This window comes from Novosphingobium aeonii (assembly GCF_052279045.1).
Lineage (GTDB): Bacteria > Pseudomonadota > Alphaproteobacteria > Sphingomonadales > Sphingomonadaceae > Novosphingobium.
Genome location: NZ_CP176832.1, coordinates 1,046,150 through 1,058,337 on the forward strand (window position 1 = coordinate 1,046,150; position 12,188 = coordinate 1,058,337).

At 66.5% G+C, this 12,188-nt stretch carries 16 protein-coding genes; 10 read left to right on the plus strand and 6 right to left on the minus strand.

The features are described from left to right. Nucleotides 1-58: 58 nt before the first annotated feature. Nucleotides 59-487, plus strand: coding sequence for a hypothetical protein (locus ACLIMP_RS05265; protein ID WP_054437073.1), 429 nt, complete (start codon nt 59-61; stop codon nt 485-487). An 87-nt stretch (nt 488-574) separates the two neighbouring features. Here ACLIMP_RS05265 and ACLIMP_RS05270 read toward each other — a convergent pair whose 3' ends face one another. Beyond that, nucleotides 575-1,123, minus strand: coding sequence for a hypothetical protein (locus ACLIMP_RS05270; protein WP_443478086.1), 549 nt, complete (start codon nt 1,121-1,123; stop codon nt 575-577). Nucleotides 1,124-1,379: 256 nt separating this feature from the next. Here ACLIMP_RS05270 and rplU point away from each other — a divergent pair, with 256 nt between their 5' ends. From rplU to ACLIMP_RS05290, 4 genes are all read left to right on the plus strand, one after another. Then, nucleotides 1,380-1,676: a 50S ribosomal protein L21 gene (gene rplU, locus ACLIMP_RS05275; RefSeq protein ID WP_054437070.1), complete on the plus strand. Its 297-nt coding sequence runs from the start codon at nt 1,380-1,382 to the stop codon at nt 1,674-1,676. Nucleotides 1,677-1,700: 24 nt separating this feature from the next. Continuing rightward, nucleotides 1,701-1,970, plus strand: a complete 270-nt coding sequence (gene rpmA, locus ACLIMP_RS05280) for a 50S ribosomal protein L27 (protein ID WP_054437066.1) — start codon at nt 1,701-1,703, stop codon at nt 1,968-1,970. A gap of 260 nt (nt 1,971-2,230) precedes the next feature. Then, nucleotides 2,231-2,818 (plus strand): GNAT family N-acetyltransferase, encoded by a 588-nt coding sequence (locus ACLIMP_RS05285; RefSeq protein WP_324697989.1) that lies wholly within the window; start codon nt 2,231-2,233, stop codon nt 2,816-2,818. Between the two features lie 189 nt (nt 2,819-3,007). Next, on the plus strand, nt 3,008-3,562 hold the full coding sequence (locus ACLIMP_RS05290; RefSeq protein WP_443478087.1) for a GNAT family N-acetyltransferase: 555 nt from the start codon (nt 3,008-3,010) through the stop codon (nt 3,560-3,562). 27 nt (nt 3,563-3,589) lie between these two features. Here ACLIMP_RS05290 and ygfZ read toward each other — a convergent pair whose 3' ends face one another. Beyond that, a complete protein-coding gene (ygfZ, locus tag ACLIMP_RS05295; protein WP_443478088.1) occupies nt 3,590-4,336 on the minus strand; it encodes a CAF17-like 4Fe-4S cluster assembly/insertion protein YgfZ in 747 nt (248 codons plus the stop codon). Between the two features lie 27 nt (nt 4,337-4,363). After that, nucleotides 4,364-5,308: a LysR family transcriptional regulator gene (locus tag ACLIMP_RS05300; protein WP_324697995.1), complete on the minus strand. Its 945-nt coding sequence runs from the start codon at nt 5,306-5,308 to the stop codon at nt 4,364-4,366. A gap of 122 nt (nt 5,309-5,430) precedes the next feature. Between ACLIMP_RS05300 and ACLIMP_RS05305 the strand changes: the two genes are divergently transcribed. Further along, nucleotides 5,431-6,129 carry a pirin family protein gene (locus tag ACLIMP_RS05305; RefSeq protein WP_185998089.1) on the plus strand — a complete coding sequence of 233 codons (699 nt, stop codon included), beginning with the start codon at nt 5,431-5,433 and terminating at the stop codon, nt 6,127-6,129. Between the two features lie 45 nt (nt 6,130-6,174). Beyond that, a complete protein-coding gene (locus tag ACLIMP_RS05310; RefSeq protein WP_185998088.1) occupies nt 6,175-6,753 on the plus strand; it encodes a nitroreductase family protein in 579 nt (192 codons plus the stop codon). Between the two features lie 108 nt (nt 6,754-6,861). On the opposite strand, the gene ACLIMP_RS05315 is transcribed toward ACLIMP_RS05310, so the two are convergent. After that, entirely contained in the window at nt 6,862-7,200 is a 339-nt protein-coding gene (locus ACLIMP_RS05315) for a hypothetical protein (protein ID WP_054437188.1), read from the minus strand. Nucleotides 7,201-7,401: 201 nt separating this feature from the next. Here ACLIMP_RS05315 and ACLIMP_RS05320 point away from each other — a divergent pair, with 201 nt between their 5' ends. Continuing rightward, the gene (locus ACLIMP_RS05320) at nt 7,402-8,064 is read left to right on the plus strand and encodes an HPP family protein (protein WP_132469430.1); all 663 of its coding nucleotides are present in this window, start codon (nt 7,402-7,404) and stop codon (nt 8,062-8,064) included. Between the two features lie 10 nt (nt 8,065-8,074). Here the strand turns inward: ACLIMP_RS05320 and rarD are convergent, their stop codons facing one another. Beyond that, nucleotides 8,075-8,983, minus strand: coding sequence for an EamA family transporter RarD (gene rarD / locus ACLIMP_RS05325; RefSeq protein ID WP_132469429.1), 909 nt, complete (start codon nt 8,981-8,983; stop codon nt 8,075-8,077). A 204-nt stretch (nt 8,984-9,187) separates the two neighbouring features. Between rarD and ACLIMP_RS05330 the strand changes: the two genes are divergently transcribed. Together ACLIMP_RS05330 and ACLIMP_RS05335 are read left to right on the plus strand one after the other, a co-directional pair. After that, nucleotides 9,188-9,610: a glycine zipper 2TM domain-containing protein gene (locus ACLIMP_RS05330; protein WP_324697999.1), complete on the plus strand. Its 423-nt coding sequence runs from the start codon at nt 9,188-9,190 to the stop codon at nt 9,608-9,610. 326 nt (nt 9,611-9,936) lie between these two features. Next, nucleotides 9,937-10,668: a hypothetical protein gene (locus tag ACLIMP_RS05335; protein ID WP_324698001.1), complete on the plus strand. Its 732-nt coding sequence runs from the start codon at nt 9,937-9,939 to the stop codon at nt 10,666-10,668. A 4-nt stretch (nt 10,669-10,672) separates the two neighbouring features. Here the strand turns inward: ACLIMP_RS05335 and ACLIMP_RS05340 are convergent, their stop codons facing one another. Beyond that, on the minus strand, nt 10,673-12,082 hold the full coding sequence (locus ACLIMP_RS05340) for a succinylglutamate-semialdehyde dehydrogenase (protein ID WP_054437185.1): 1,410 nt from the start codon (nt 12,080-12,082) through the stop codon (nt 10,673-10,675). Nucleotides 12,083-12,188 lie beyond the last annotated feature (106 nt).

Here is a 12,188-nt window from a genome sequence, read left to right on the forward strand (position 1 = left end):
CCCCGCACGGTGCATAGCTGATCCCACAGGGAGATCGTCTCTCAAGGGAGCCAGTGCCATGTCGCAGCGTCTCGATTTGCAGCAACTTCGGGAACTTGCCGTCGCCATCGATGCCCCGCAGGTCCGGGCGGCGACGGTCGTCGATCGCGGCTTCGGCCTGCCGACGGGGCTCTATATCGCGACAGTGGCGCTCTACCTGGGGTTCATCGGTGTCATGGCTGCCTCGTTCCTCAATTCGGAACTTGCGATACCGATGGTGATTTTCGCGGGCTTCGTCGTCTTTGCCTTCGGCCTTGCCGGTTACTGGACGCGCATGAAGCCCGACAATCGCACCGCGACGCCAGACTGGGGGCAGTTCCGCGCGCGCGGCGTCGAAACTCTGAGCGGAAGGTTGACCGCGGGCGAGGCGACCATTCAGGTCCTCCTGCTTCCCGTGCTGATCCTGGGTTGGGGACTGGCCGTCGCCGTCATCGTCGCCTTCAACTGATCCACCTGTCCGGGCCGGGGGGCTTTCGGACAAGGATCGGGCGCTTCGGAGACCCCTCCCTCGTCAAGAGGGAGGGGTTTTTCCGTTTCAGTTCCTCAGTCGGGCATCGAGGCCCGAGATGATGTCGTTCTGGGCATTCACGAGACCCTGGACCTGCTGCCGCGCGGTATCGATGGTCCTGGTGCTGGGGGATTCGTCGGTAGGGGCGGCGGTGCGCGCATCGGCATAAAGCGAATCGAGATCCGCGAGAGCGGCAACGGCAGTGTCGCGGCTGGCCTGAAGTGCGGAAACGGCGACTTGGGCCGAAACCCAGGAATCGCTCGTCCGCGCAGCGCGGGCCGCGGCGCTCACCGCCCGTTCGGCGGCGGGGCGCTTCGATGCGAACTGACGGTCTGCATCCTGGGCCGCCGTGACGAGTCCGCTGATTCGCGTGGTGAGATCGGCGCTCGGCGGGGGAAGCTGGACGGGCGGCGGCGCGGGTTCCGCCGGCGCGGGCAAGGCGCTGCGTTCGGCCCCCCGATAGGCCAGCGAGGGATAGCTTCCCGCCGTCGAGCAGGCCGCAAGCCCCAGGGGCAGCGCCAAAGTCAGGCAGAGATGCGGGATCGGCGGCAGAAAACGGACTGGTGTACGGGTCATGGGCATGACATAGCATGGCCATGGCTGATCGCGAGCCTCAATCACGGTTGAATCGCGTTTCGCAGCCGGACCCGGGCCACTCCTTGGTTGACACGAATCGGGTGGTGGACTAACGGCACCCTTCTTTCCGGTACCCCGTGCAAATGGGATGCCGGTGCGTCGCCCGCAAGGCTCCACGGTTCCTTCCTGGACCAGAGCGGCCGGGGCAGAGTTGTTTCGGCCTGTTTAGGGCTCATTGAGATTAGGTAAGGGCACCATGTTCGCAGTTGTGCGCACGGGCGGCAAGCAGTATCGGGTTGCCGCCGGAGACAAGATCGCGGTTGAAAAGCTGGCTGGTGAAGCCGGTGAGACCATCACGCTGGGCGACGTTCTGCTCGCCGGCAACGACGGCGAAGTCGCTGACGCCTCGAAGATCACGGTTTCGGCCGAGATCATCGCACAGGCCAAGAGCGAAAAGGTCGTGGTGTTCAAGAAGCGCCGCCGCCATAACTATCGCCGCAAGAACGGTCACCGCCAGCAGCTTACGCTGCTGCGCATCGTGTCTGTCGCCTGAGCCAAAGATCGGAAGGACTGAACAATGGCACATAAGAAAGCTGGCGGTTCGTCGCGTAACGGTCGCGACTCTGCAGGCCGCCGTCTTGGCGTGAAGAAGTTCGGCGGTCAGGAAGTGATCGGCGGCAACATCATCATTCGTCAGCGCGGTACCCGTGTGTATCCGGGCGTGAACGTCGGCATCGGCAAGGACCACACCCTGTTCGCCACCGCCGAAGGTCGCGTGCGTTTCCACGACGGCAAGCAGGGCCGTAAGTACGTCTCCGTAGACGTCATGGCAGAAGCCGCCGAATAATCGGATGGTCGATAAAAGGGCCATCCTGACGGGATGGCCCCGCCGATTTTCGTGATCGGCTGATCGAGGGAGAGGGGCCTACCCGTCTCCCTCTTTTCGTGTCTCCCTCACAGCACCGCACAATCGTTCGCAAGGCGACCGATCCGTACACTTTCTTACGAATTTGCGCGGATATTTCAGGGCCTTCGCGCGTTATGCGTAATCGCAATGTCACGCGCTTCTGATACCGATGGCGCGGGGCGGATGAGTGGAGATACACTATGTTCATTCGCAGCGAACGGCTGTTCCTGCGGCCTGGATGGCCCGAGGACTGGGAAGAACTGCTGGCGCTGATCGACGACGAAAAGGTCGTCCGCAATCTCGTCAAGGCGCCCTGGCCTTACACCAGCGAGGATGCACGGCGTTTCCTGGGCACCGATCAGGACATGCTGCTCCCGCGTTTCCTGATCACGGAGCCCAGCGCCCATGGTTCGCGGTTGGTCGGTTGCATCGGCCTGTCCGATCTCGATGGCGAAGTGAATCTCGGCTACTGGATTGCACGCGATCACTGGGGGCAGGGCTTCGCGAGCGAGGCGGTTCGCGCCGTCCTCTCGCTCGCTCGGGCGATCGGGCACAAGCGGATCGTTGCCAGCCATTTCATTGATAACCCGGCATCCGGCCGCGTGCTCGAGAAATCCGGTTTCTACCGGACCGGACGCCTCGTCGAGCGGTTCAGCGAAAGCCGCGGCATGGCCTATCCGGCGCGCGAATATGCGCTGGAGTTCGATTCGCCCAGCGATTGCGATGATGATCGCGGCAATACCGGTCTTGGCGGCGGATCCGGCATCGCGCGTCAGCGCGCCGCATGATCTGTGTCAGCCGCGGCGCCTTGTCGCCGGGGCTGACACCGCCGTCTCATTTCAGTCTTTCCAGCCATATCGGCCGATAGCGCCGGCTTGGTCGCGGCAGAGGCCCGGAGCATAGCAAAAGCCGTGCATTGGGCCGGAGCTTTGTGCATAGTGGCTGCCGCGGAAAAAGAGATAACGGAGAACCGTCGCATGTTCGTCCGCACGGAGAGACTGTTTCTGAGGCCCGGCTGGCCGGAAGACTTCGACGAACTGGTCGAAGCCATTTCGGATGAAGCCGTTCAGCGTAATCTGGGTGTTGGCGAAATGCCACGCTCCAGTCGCGCCATGCGCGAATATCTCGGCAAGCCGCGCGATCCGCGCCTGCCGCATTTCTTCATGTACTTGCGCGCGCCGGATGGCCCTCAACTCGTGGGCGGGATCGGTCTGGGCCGTATCGAGGGCGACATCGAGCTCGGCTACTGGATTGCGCCTTCCTACCGGGGAAGGGGATTTGCCGGAGAAGCGGTTCGCGCCGTGCTGGACCAGGCCCGGACACTGGGCCACCGGCGCATCGTGGCGAGTCACTTTGCCGACAATCCCGCAACCTTGGGCGTGTTGGAGGCATCGGGCTTTGCGGACAGCGGTGAGGACCGCGAGCGGTTCAGTGTTGGTCGGGGAATGCCGGTCAGCGCGCGGATCTACGTGGCCGATCTCGAGCACCGCGCGCCGGTGAATGCGGCGAACGGCGCGGCGATGATGGCCTGATCGCTTTCGGCTTTCAGGGGTGGACGGTCAGACCTGGAGTTCGAGCCACTTCGGCGCGAGCTGGGGGTCAATGTCCTCCACTCGCAGATGATCCACGGCAAAGCCCAGTTCGGGATAGGCCGCGCGGCGACGTTTTTCGTCGGAGCGGGCGAGCGGGACCACGATCAGGCGGCGGTTGACCTTCTGCCGCCAGTTCATGCGCGCGGTGTTTTCCTGCCCGACATAGCAGCCCTTGGTGAAGCTTACGCCGTTCAGTTCCACGGCGTTGCATTCCAGCCAGAGCGTTTCGCCGTCACCAAGCTCGGCGCGGCCTTCCGGCACGCCCATGGCAAGCCGGTGTGCACGCCAGGCAAGGTCGGCGCCTTCGGATTCGGAAGGATCGGTGGGGTCGACCGGCGCGATCCAGCGTTCGCCAAGGCCGTGATGCCGGGGGTCGGGCGCGGCGCCGTCGCCGGTGTGGGGGCGCCAGTGGATAGCCAGCGTATCGTCACGAACGATGTCTATGGCGCGGCGCAGGCGGTACATCGACAGTCGCTTGACGAGCGCGTCGGCAGCTTCCGCCTCGCAGTCGATCAGCAGGCCGTTGCCGCCGGGCCAGACGAGGAAGTCGAACAGCACCTTGCCCTGCGGGGAAAGGAGCGCAGCCCAGATGGGCAGCACTTTCGTCACGTCGGCGGTGACGAGGCCTTGCAGGAATTCGGCGACATCTTCGTTCGAATCGGGGCGGGGGGAAAGCCGGATCACGGCGCGGTCGAACAGGCGGCTGGCGGTCATGGCCGATAAGTGGGGCAGCGCCGCGAGCTACGCAAGTGTCCGATTGGGGGAAGCAGGGGCGGTGATCGGCGCGCAGTTCGCGAGACGTTCGCGAATCTCGTCGAGAACCCAGACGGCGGCGGGGCCGGGCGGACTGTCCTTGCGCCACAAAGCGACGAGGGCATAGTCGATAGTCGGCCGTTCGGGCAGGTGGAGTTCGACCAGTTCGCCGCTGGCAAGATCGGCGGAAATCCGGTGGCGCGGCATCGATCCCCAGCCAATTCCCTCCTTGAGCAGGGCATGTTTGGCGCCGAGATCGGCGAGGCGCCAGGACCGGGGGCTGAAGACCGAAAAGTCCCGGCCCTCCGTCAATGGAGAGCGATCGGTCAGCACGAGTTGCAGGTGCTTGCGCGCCTCACCCGGGGCGATCGGGCCGGGCACGGCGAGCGGATGGCCGGGGGCGGCCACCGGCACCATCTCGACAGAACCCACGGTTTCGCGCTGGATTTCGGGAAGATCGAGGATATCGGGCCCGGCGATGGCAAGAGTCGCGCGGCTGTCCAGCACCAGCGCGGCGACGGCGCCCAGCGCTTCCACATGGAGGCGGAGGGGGACGCTCGGGAACATCACCTGAAAGTCGCGCAGCAGCTTTGCCAGCACGTTGCCCGGCACCATGACATCCACCGCCAGCGAGAGTTCGGCTTCCAGTCCCTGCCGCAGGCTGCGCACCTTGGCGAGCAGGGCGTCGACATCGTCGGCGATGGCATGGGCCTCGCTCAGCAAGGCGCGTCCCTGCTCGGTAAGCTTCGGTTTTCGCGAGCCTTCCCGTTCGAACAGGCGGACGTCCAGCTGGGTTTCAAGCTGGGCGATGGCATAGCTCACCACCGAGATCGCGCGGCCCAGCTTGCGGGCCGCGCCGCCGAAGCTGCCTTCCTCGACGACGAGCAGGAAGGTGCGCAAGTGATCGAGGCTGGGCGGCGCAATATCGACCATCGGTAGAAGAAGCCTTCAGTTTAGTTGAACATTTCGATCGATTTTATCCCAATTATCCGGTGGCTCGGCAAGCACTACCTAAAGGGCACAGAACGGCACACAAACTGACCCAGGAGGGCCACATGATCGAAGTTCGTCCCTTCGCCAGCCTCGGCGCCGCCGATCATGGCTGGCTCGATGCCCATCACCATTTTTCCTTCGCCGATTACCACGATCCGGCCCGCACCAACTGGGGGCGCCTGAGGGTCTGGAACGACGATACCATTGGCCCGCGTTCGGGTTTCCCGCCGCACCCGCACCGCGACATGGAAATCATCACTTATGTCCGTACCGGGGCGATCACGCATCAGGACAGCCTTGGCAACAAGGGCCGCACCGGCGCCGGTGACGTCCAGGTGATGAGCGCGGGGACCGGCATCGTCCATTCCGAGTTCAATCTCGAGGACGAGGCGACCACCCTGTTCCAGATCTGGATCCTGCCGGACCAGCGGGGCGAGGCTCCGGGCTGGGGGGCGCGGCCGTTCCCGAAGGACGATCGCACCGGTCGCTTCGTGACTCTCGCCAGCGGCGTCGCCGGGGATGAGGACGCGCTGCCGATCCGAGCCGATGCCCGCGTGCTGGGTGCCACCGTCAAGGCGGGCGACACCGTCACTTACGAAACCGGGCGCGGGCGCCATGCCTATCTGGTTTCCGCGAAGGGCCGCATCCTGGTGGGCGATGTCGAAGCGCAGCCGCGCGACGGCGTGGCGATCACCGGGCTCGATACCATCACCGTCACCGCCATCGAGGATGCCGAGCTCGTCCTGGTTGACGCGGCCTGAATCTCCCTTTCTCTCCCAACATTCTCATCAACCAAGGAAATCGACATGACCGGACGTACTGCCCATCCCAAGGTCGAGAAGCTGATCGTCAACCGCTGGTCGCCGCGCGCCTTCGATGGCAGCGAGATTTCGCAGGAAGACCTCGACGTGATCTTCGAGGCTGCCGGCTGGGCGCCTTCGGCCTACAACGTGCAGCCCTGGACCTTCCTCTATGCGAAGAAGGGCGATGCCAACTGGGACCTGCTGCTTTCGCAGCTGATCGAGTTCAACCAGGGCTGGGCCAAGGACGCCTCGGCGCTCGTCTATGTCGTGTCCGATAGCCAGATGCGCTCGGACAAGGGCAATTCGGACAATCACAGCCACAGCTTCGATGCCGGTGCGGCATGGGCGCTGGCGGCGCTCCAGGCGCAGGCGCTGGGCTACCATACGCATGGCATGACCGGGCTGAAGTTCGGCGAGGCCGAGCAGGCGCTTGGCATTCCTGCCGATCACCGCCTTGAAGCGGCCTTCGCCATCGGCCGGATCGGCGACAAGAGCCAGCTTCCCGAATTCCTTCAGGAACGCGAAGTGGCCTCGGGCCGCAAGCCGGTGGCCGAGATCGCCCGGGCCGGCAAGTTCGCCTGAACCCTATAAGCGTCCCGGACACTTCCCCCTCCTGTCGCCGGGACGCCCAACGGGCCCGGTCCGCCTTTCCCTCGGGCGGACCGGGCTTTTTCATGTGGCGAAGGTGCTTCAGAACTTCTTCTTCAGGCCCACCATCAGCCGGTTGCTGACCGTGCCGTTGGGAAAGACCTGGGCTTCCAGATGCACATCGGCGCTGGTGGTCTCATCCAGCTTCATCTCCAGCCGGGGCGGACCTTCGGGAATGTCGTAGCCTTCGGGGAGCGGGCGTAGCCGTTCCCGCTCCGGGTCTGGCGCGCAGACCACGATCTCTCCCGAGCGCGCTTCGGGGCAGCGCGGGCGCACGGCGCTGAACCGGGCATCCGGCGGGGCGCGCAGCTGCCTGAGGTCGAAGGCGTCGATCGTCTGCTCGGCAGCGGGGACAGCAGGTGCGGCGTCGATCGCGGGCATGGGGCGCTCCATCGGGAGAGCGCAGGCAAACACGCGATCGTGGCCTATTTGCGGCAGCATGGCGCGGCGAGGATGACGAAGCCCGTCACACACCGGCTTTCCGGTGCCCAAGCACGACTCGCCTCGCCATGGCCGGACGACTCGTCCATAGGCCGCCCGTTCGCACTGTAATGGAGAGCGGGGCCGGTGGCGGCGGGATTGATGACGATATTGCGCGGCGGCTTGGCGCGCGGCGGGCTGGGGCGCCTCGGCTGGATGCGCGGGGCTTTCGGCGGCATGTTGGGAATCGCCATTGCCGGCGGTGTCACCTGGCTGCTGCAGAGTTCGGAACTGGCGGCGCTGCCGTTCCTCGTCGCGCCGCTCGGCGCCTCGACCGTGCTCGTGTTCTGCGTTCCCGCCAGCCCGCTGGCGCAGCCGTGGTCCGTGATCGGCGGCAATCTCATTTCCGCGATGGTCGGGCTGGCGGTGGGCCACCTGCTGGGCGATCCGTGGCTGGCAGGCGCGGTTGCGGTGGGGCTGGCGATCGCGGCCATGTCGCTCACCCGCAGCCTGCACCCTCCGGGCGGCGCCTGCGCGCTGCTCTATGCGCTGGGGGCCACGGGCAGCCAGGCCTGGGGCATCAGCTATCTCGTTCCGCTGGCGCTCAATGTCGTGATTCTCAGCCAGTTCGGGTGGATATACAACAACCTCACCGGCCACCCCTGGCCGCACCGCGCGCCGAAAGTGCAGCACAAGGCGCCCGATCCCTATACGCGCGCGGATATCGAGGCGCTGCTGGCCGAGTGGGACGAAGTGCTCGACGTCGAGGTGGACGATCTCGACGCTTTCGTTCAGGCGCTTCTGCAGCGCGGCAGGCGCGCCTGACGGCAGCGGTTCAGGCTGCGGCGACCTTGCGCTTGCGCGAAAGCAGGTCCCAGCAGAACACGGCGATGGCGGTCCAGATGAACAGGAAGCAGTAGACCTGCACCCGCTTGAGCGGCTCGCCGAAGGCGAAGAGGCCGAGCAGGAACACGCCCGTGGGCGTCACGAACTGGATGAAGCCGAGCACCGAGAAATCCAGCCGCCGCGCCGCGCTTGCAAAAAGCAGCAGCGGAACGCCGGTAACGATCCCTGCGCAGGCGAGCAGGATGCTGGTGGTCGGCGCCTGTCCCATGGCGAGCCCGGCCGGGCTTGCCGCCTGCCAGCCCAGCATCCCCAGCGCCGGCACCAGCAGCACCAGCGTTTCCACGGTGAGGCCCGGCAGGGCTTCGACCGGTGCCAGCTTGCGCACGAGGCCATAGCCCGCGAAGCTCAGCGCGAGGCTGAGGCTGATCCACAGCGTGTCGATCGCGCCCCAGGCCAGCATGGCAACGCCGACCCCGGCCAGGATCACCGCCAGCCATTGCAGCCGCGTCAGCCGCTCGCGCAGGAAGATCGTGCCGGCCAGCACGTTCACCAGCGGATTGATGTAGTAGCCGAGGCTGGCGGCCAGCACGTGGCCTTCGAGCACGGCGATCACGTAGACCAGCCAGTTGGTGCCGATCAGCAGCCCGCTCAGCGCCAGCGCGCCCAGGATGCGCGGATTGCCGAGTGCGGCGCGCAATTGCGGCCCCTGGCGCAGCACCGCGACCATGATGAGGCAGAACGGCAGGGTGAACAGCAGCCGCCAGGCCACGACCTCGAACGGGGCCACCGTATGCAGCGCCGCGAAGTAGAGCGGGAACAGGCACCAGATGAAATAGGCGCCCAATGCCTGCAGGAGTCCGCCCGACTGGCGGCCGGGGTTCTGGGAGACGTGTCGCATGGGAAACCTTCGCTTGGTGGCCGGTCGCGATAAGTGCCGGAATGCCTTGCGGCAAGCGGTTCGTCGCAACACGTCCCTCGCCTCGTCGATATCGCGAATTCTGACAGCCGCGTTGCGCTTCGTTCAGCTTGGGTGCCTTAAAGATGAATGCATACAGCGGATCGAGGCCAACAAGCCCCTCCCGCAATGACGAGGAGATTCGAAATGAACGCATTCTTCAAGGCCGCCGCTCTCGCCGCCGCCTCTGTCAGCCTGGCCACCGCGATGCCCGCTTCGGCCGCGACCAGCTTCGGCCCCGCCAGCTTCCAGGCTCCCGGCGAGCAGACTTACGAACATGGCCGCCAGCGCTACTCGCGCGAGGATTATCGTCGAGGCTACGGCAGCCGGGACCGCTACTACCGCGACAATCGCGGTTATCGCGGGGACACCTGGCGCGGTCGCGACGGTCGCGACTACTGCCGTCGCTCCAATGGCACCACCGGCCTGCTGGTAGGCGGTGCGGCGGGCGCCCTGCTGGGCCGCGAGATCGACAGCCGCGGTGATCGCACCACCGGCACCTTGCTGGGTGCGGTCGGCGGTGCCCTGCTGGGCCGCGAGGTCGACCGTGGCGGCTCGCGCTGCCGCTAAGCCACCCGAATACTGACTGGCTTCCCCCGCGAGGACGGCGACTGGCGGGGGGAGACCTCCCGGGCTCCATTTGGTTGGGGGCGGGTGGGAGAGGGCGTCCGTGGCCTTTCGGCTGCGGGCGCCCTCGACCTGTTCACGCCGCATGGTTTCCGCGCCTTTCCATGGGTTGGCGAAGCCGGTGGCGGGCATCCCGAATTGGGACGCGGCCGCGATCGGACGGCGCGGCCCCTTGTCTTCGCGCCAATTGCCGGGAAGGCTGGGCGGCAGATATTCATGCCGCAGTGCCGCTCGCAAGATCCTGGCCCCGGCGGGAAAAGGACGCGACGATGAAGGCCAGACATCCCTCCATGGGCCGCACTTCTCTCCTGCTCGCCGGCATGGGCGCCGCGCTGCTGCTGGCGGGCTGCGATTCGCACGAGAAGAAGCCGGTGGACGAGGCAAGCGATCCCGCGCTGGCGGGCGGGCTGGGGGACCGGATCGTCGTCGATCCCGAGATGACCGGCGGCAGGAACCCGGCACCGGCTGCGAGCGGGAACGGCATCGTTCTGCCCGCCGCCGCCCGCTCTCCCGAGGCTGTCGCCGCTGCGAAGAAGGCCGCGGCCGAAGCGGCCGGCGGCGCGCTGGGCGCGGCCCCGGCACCGCAGAAGGGCTCGGCATCCCCGCTGGCCGAAGGCGCGGCGAGCGCGGCGCGGGTCACGCAGGCTAGCCGCGCCGCGAAGACCGACTGCGCGGGCAAGGTCCGCTATTCCGACAGCTGGGCCACGAAGCTGCCCGCCGCGCTTCCGGTCTATCCCCGCGGCGCGGTGCAGGAAGCGGCCGGAACCGACGCGGAAGGCTGCGCCCTGCGGGTGGTCAACTACGGCACCGCCGTCAGCCCCGCAGACGTGATCTCGTTCTATTACGCGATGGCGCAGAAGGGCGGATACAGCGCGGAATACCGGGTCGACGGGGCCGATCACGCGATCGGCGGCCGCAAGGGCGCGCTGGCCTATGTGGTATATGCCCGCAAGCTGGCGAACGGCGTGACGGAAGTGGACCTGGTGACCTCGGGCCAGTGAGGCCCTATTTCAGGCCCACGCCGATCACCGCGCGCGGCTGTTCCATCTCGCCCGAGGCGACCGGATAGGCGCAGTAATCCGCCGCATAATAGCCCGAGGGACGGTGATTGCCCGAAAGGCCGATGCCGCCCATCGGTGCGGCGTGGCTGGGGCCGGTGGTCGTGCGGTTCCAGTTGACGATGCCCGCCCGCACGTTCGCCCAGAAGCGGTTGTAGTCCTGCGGGCTGCCGCCGACGAGCGATGCGGCAAGGCCGAAGCGGGTATTGTTGGCCTCGGCGATCGCCTCGTCGAAATCGTCCACGCGGATCACCTGGAGGATCGGCCCGAACAGTTCCACGTCGGGGCGGTCCTTCATCGCGGTGGTGTCGATGATGGCGGGGCTGAGGAAGGGCAGCGCGTCGTCCGGGCGGACAAGATGCTTGATCGCCTTGCCGCCGTTGCTCAGCAGATAGAGGAAGCTTTCTGTCAGCCCGTCCGCCGCCATGTTGTCGATCATCGGGCCCATGAAGGGTGCCGGTTCGTCGAACGGGGCGCCGACGATGAGCCGGTCGGCCAGCGCCTTCACTTCGGCGATCGCGGCGTCGTAGATCGCGCCCTTCACGATCAGCCGCCGCGCGGCGGTGCAGCGCTGCCCCGCGCCCGCGAAAGCCGACTGGACGATGAGCGCGGCGGCATCGGTCAGCTTGGGGGTGTCCCACAGGACGATCGGATTGTTGCCGCCCATTTCCAGCGCGACTAGCTTGTCCGGACGGGCGGCGAGGCGGCGGTTGATCGAGATGCCGGTATTGGCCGAGCCGGTGAACAGCACCCCGTCCACCCCGCCATGCGCCACGAAGTCCTGCCCTTCGAGCGGGCCGCCCACCGCAAGCTGCATGACCGAGGCGGAAATCCCGGCGCGGTGGAAGCAGCGCGCCAGCATTTCCCCGGTGGCGGGGGCTTTCTCGCTCGGCTTGAAGATCACCGCGTTGCCCGCGATCAGGGCGGGCACGATGTGGGCATTGGGCAAGTGGGCCGGGAGATTGTACGGTCCCAGCACGACGAGCACGCCGTGCGGCTTGTGGCGGACCGCCATGGTGCCCTGGAGCGCGGAGTCCAGCTTGCGCTGGCTGGTACGCTCGGCATAGGCGCGGATCGAGACTTCGACCTTGGCGATCACGTTCTCGACTTCGGCGCGGGCCTCCCACAGCGGCTTGCCCACTTCGCGGGCGATCGTGACGGCCAGCCGGTCGGCATCCTTGCGCACCTCGTTGGCGAAGCGGCGCAGCAGTTCGATGCGGGTGGCCAGCGGCAGCGCGGCCCAGTTCGGCCAGGCCCGCCGCGCGCGGTCCACCACCTCGTCCACGTTGCAGGGCTTGCCCCGCCAGATTTCCGCGCCGGTAGCCGGTTCGTGGGAAACGATGTCCGCATTGTTCACGGTTTCGGTGGTTTCCTGATCTCTGGTGGCATCCTGCGCCGGCCTCGTGGCTGTACCGCCCATGACTTTGGCTGATCCGTTGGCTTGGGTAACTCGCTGCAGCACA

What these genes read in the sequence shown, in the direction of transcription:
- ACLIMP_RS05315 (WP_054437188.1), bottom strand. Translation starts at nt 7,200, where the DNA reads ATGCCCGCGATCGACGCCGCACCTGCTGTCCCCGCTGCCGAGCAGACG.
- ACLIMP_RS05330 (WP_324697999.1), top strand. Translation starts at nt 9,188, where the DNA reads ATGAACGCATTCTTCAAGGCCGCCGCTCTCGCCGCCGCCTCTGTCAGC.
- ACLIMP_RS05310 (WP_185998088.1), top strand. Translation starts at nt 6,175, where the DNA reads ATGACCGGACGTACTGCCCATCCCAAGGTCGAGAAGCTGATCGTCAAC.
- ACLIMP_RS05300 (WP_324697995.1), bottom strand. Translation starts at nt 5,308, where the DNA reads ATGGTCGATATTGCGCCGCCCAGCCTCGATCACTTGCGCACCTTCCTG.
- ACLIMP_RS05290 (WP_443478087.1), top strand. Translation starts at nt 3,008, where the DNA reads ATGTTCGTCCGCACGGAGAGACTGTTTCTGAGGCCCGGCTGGCCGGAA.
- rarD (WP_132469429.1), bottom strand. Translation starts at nt 8,983, where the DNA reads ATGCGACACGTCTCCCAGAACCCCGGCCGCCAGTCGGGCGGACTCCTG.
- ACLIMP_RS05305 (WP_185998089.1), top strand. Translation starts at nt 5,431, where the DNA reads ATGATCGAAGTTCGTCCCTTCGCCAGCCTCGGCGCCGCCGATCATGGC.
- ygfZ (WP_443478088.1), bottom strand. Translation starts at nt 4,336, where the DNA reads ATGACCGCCAGCCGCCTGTTCGACCGCGCCGTGATCCGGCTTTCCCCC.
- rplU (WP_054437070.1), top strand. Translation starts at nt 1,380, where the DNA reads ATGTTCGCAGTTGTGCGCACGGGCGGCAAGCAGTATCGGGTTGCCGCC.
- ACLIMP_RS05335 (WP_324698001.1), top strand. Translation starts at nt 9,937, where the DNA reads ATGAAGGCCAGACATCCCTCCATGGGCCGCACTTCTCTCCTGCTCGCC.
- ACLIMP_RS05285 (WP_324697989.1), top strand. Translation starts at nt 2,231, where the DNA reads ATGTTCATTCGCAGCGAACGGCTGTTCCTGCGGCCTGGATGGCCCGAG.
- ACLIMP_RS05265 (WP_054437073.1), top strand. Translation starts at nt 59, where the DNA reads ATGTCGCAGCGTCTCGATTTGCAGCAACTTCGGGAACTTGCCGTCGCC.
- ACLIMP_RS05270 (WP_443478086.1), bottom strand. Translation starts at nt 1,123, where the DNA reads ATGACCCGTACACCAGTCCGTTTTCTGCCGCCGATCCCGCATCTCTGC.
- ACLIMP_RS05320 (WP_132469430.1), top strand. Translation starts at nt 7,402, where the DNA reads ATGACGATATTGCGCGGCGGCTTGGCGCGCGGCGGGCTGGGGCGCCTC.
- rpmA (WP_054437066.1), top strand. Translation starts at nt 1,701, where the DNA reads ATGGCACATAAGAAAGCTGGCGGTTCGTCGCGTAACGGTCGCGACTCT.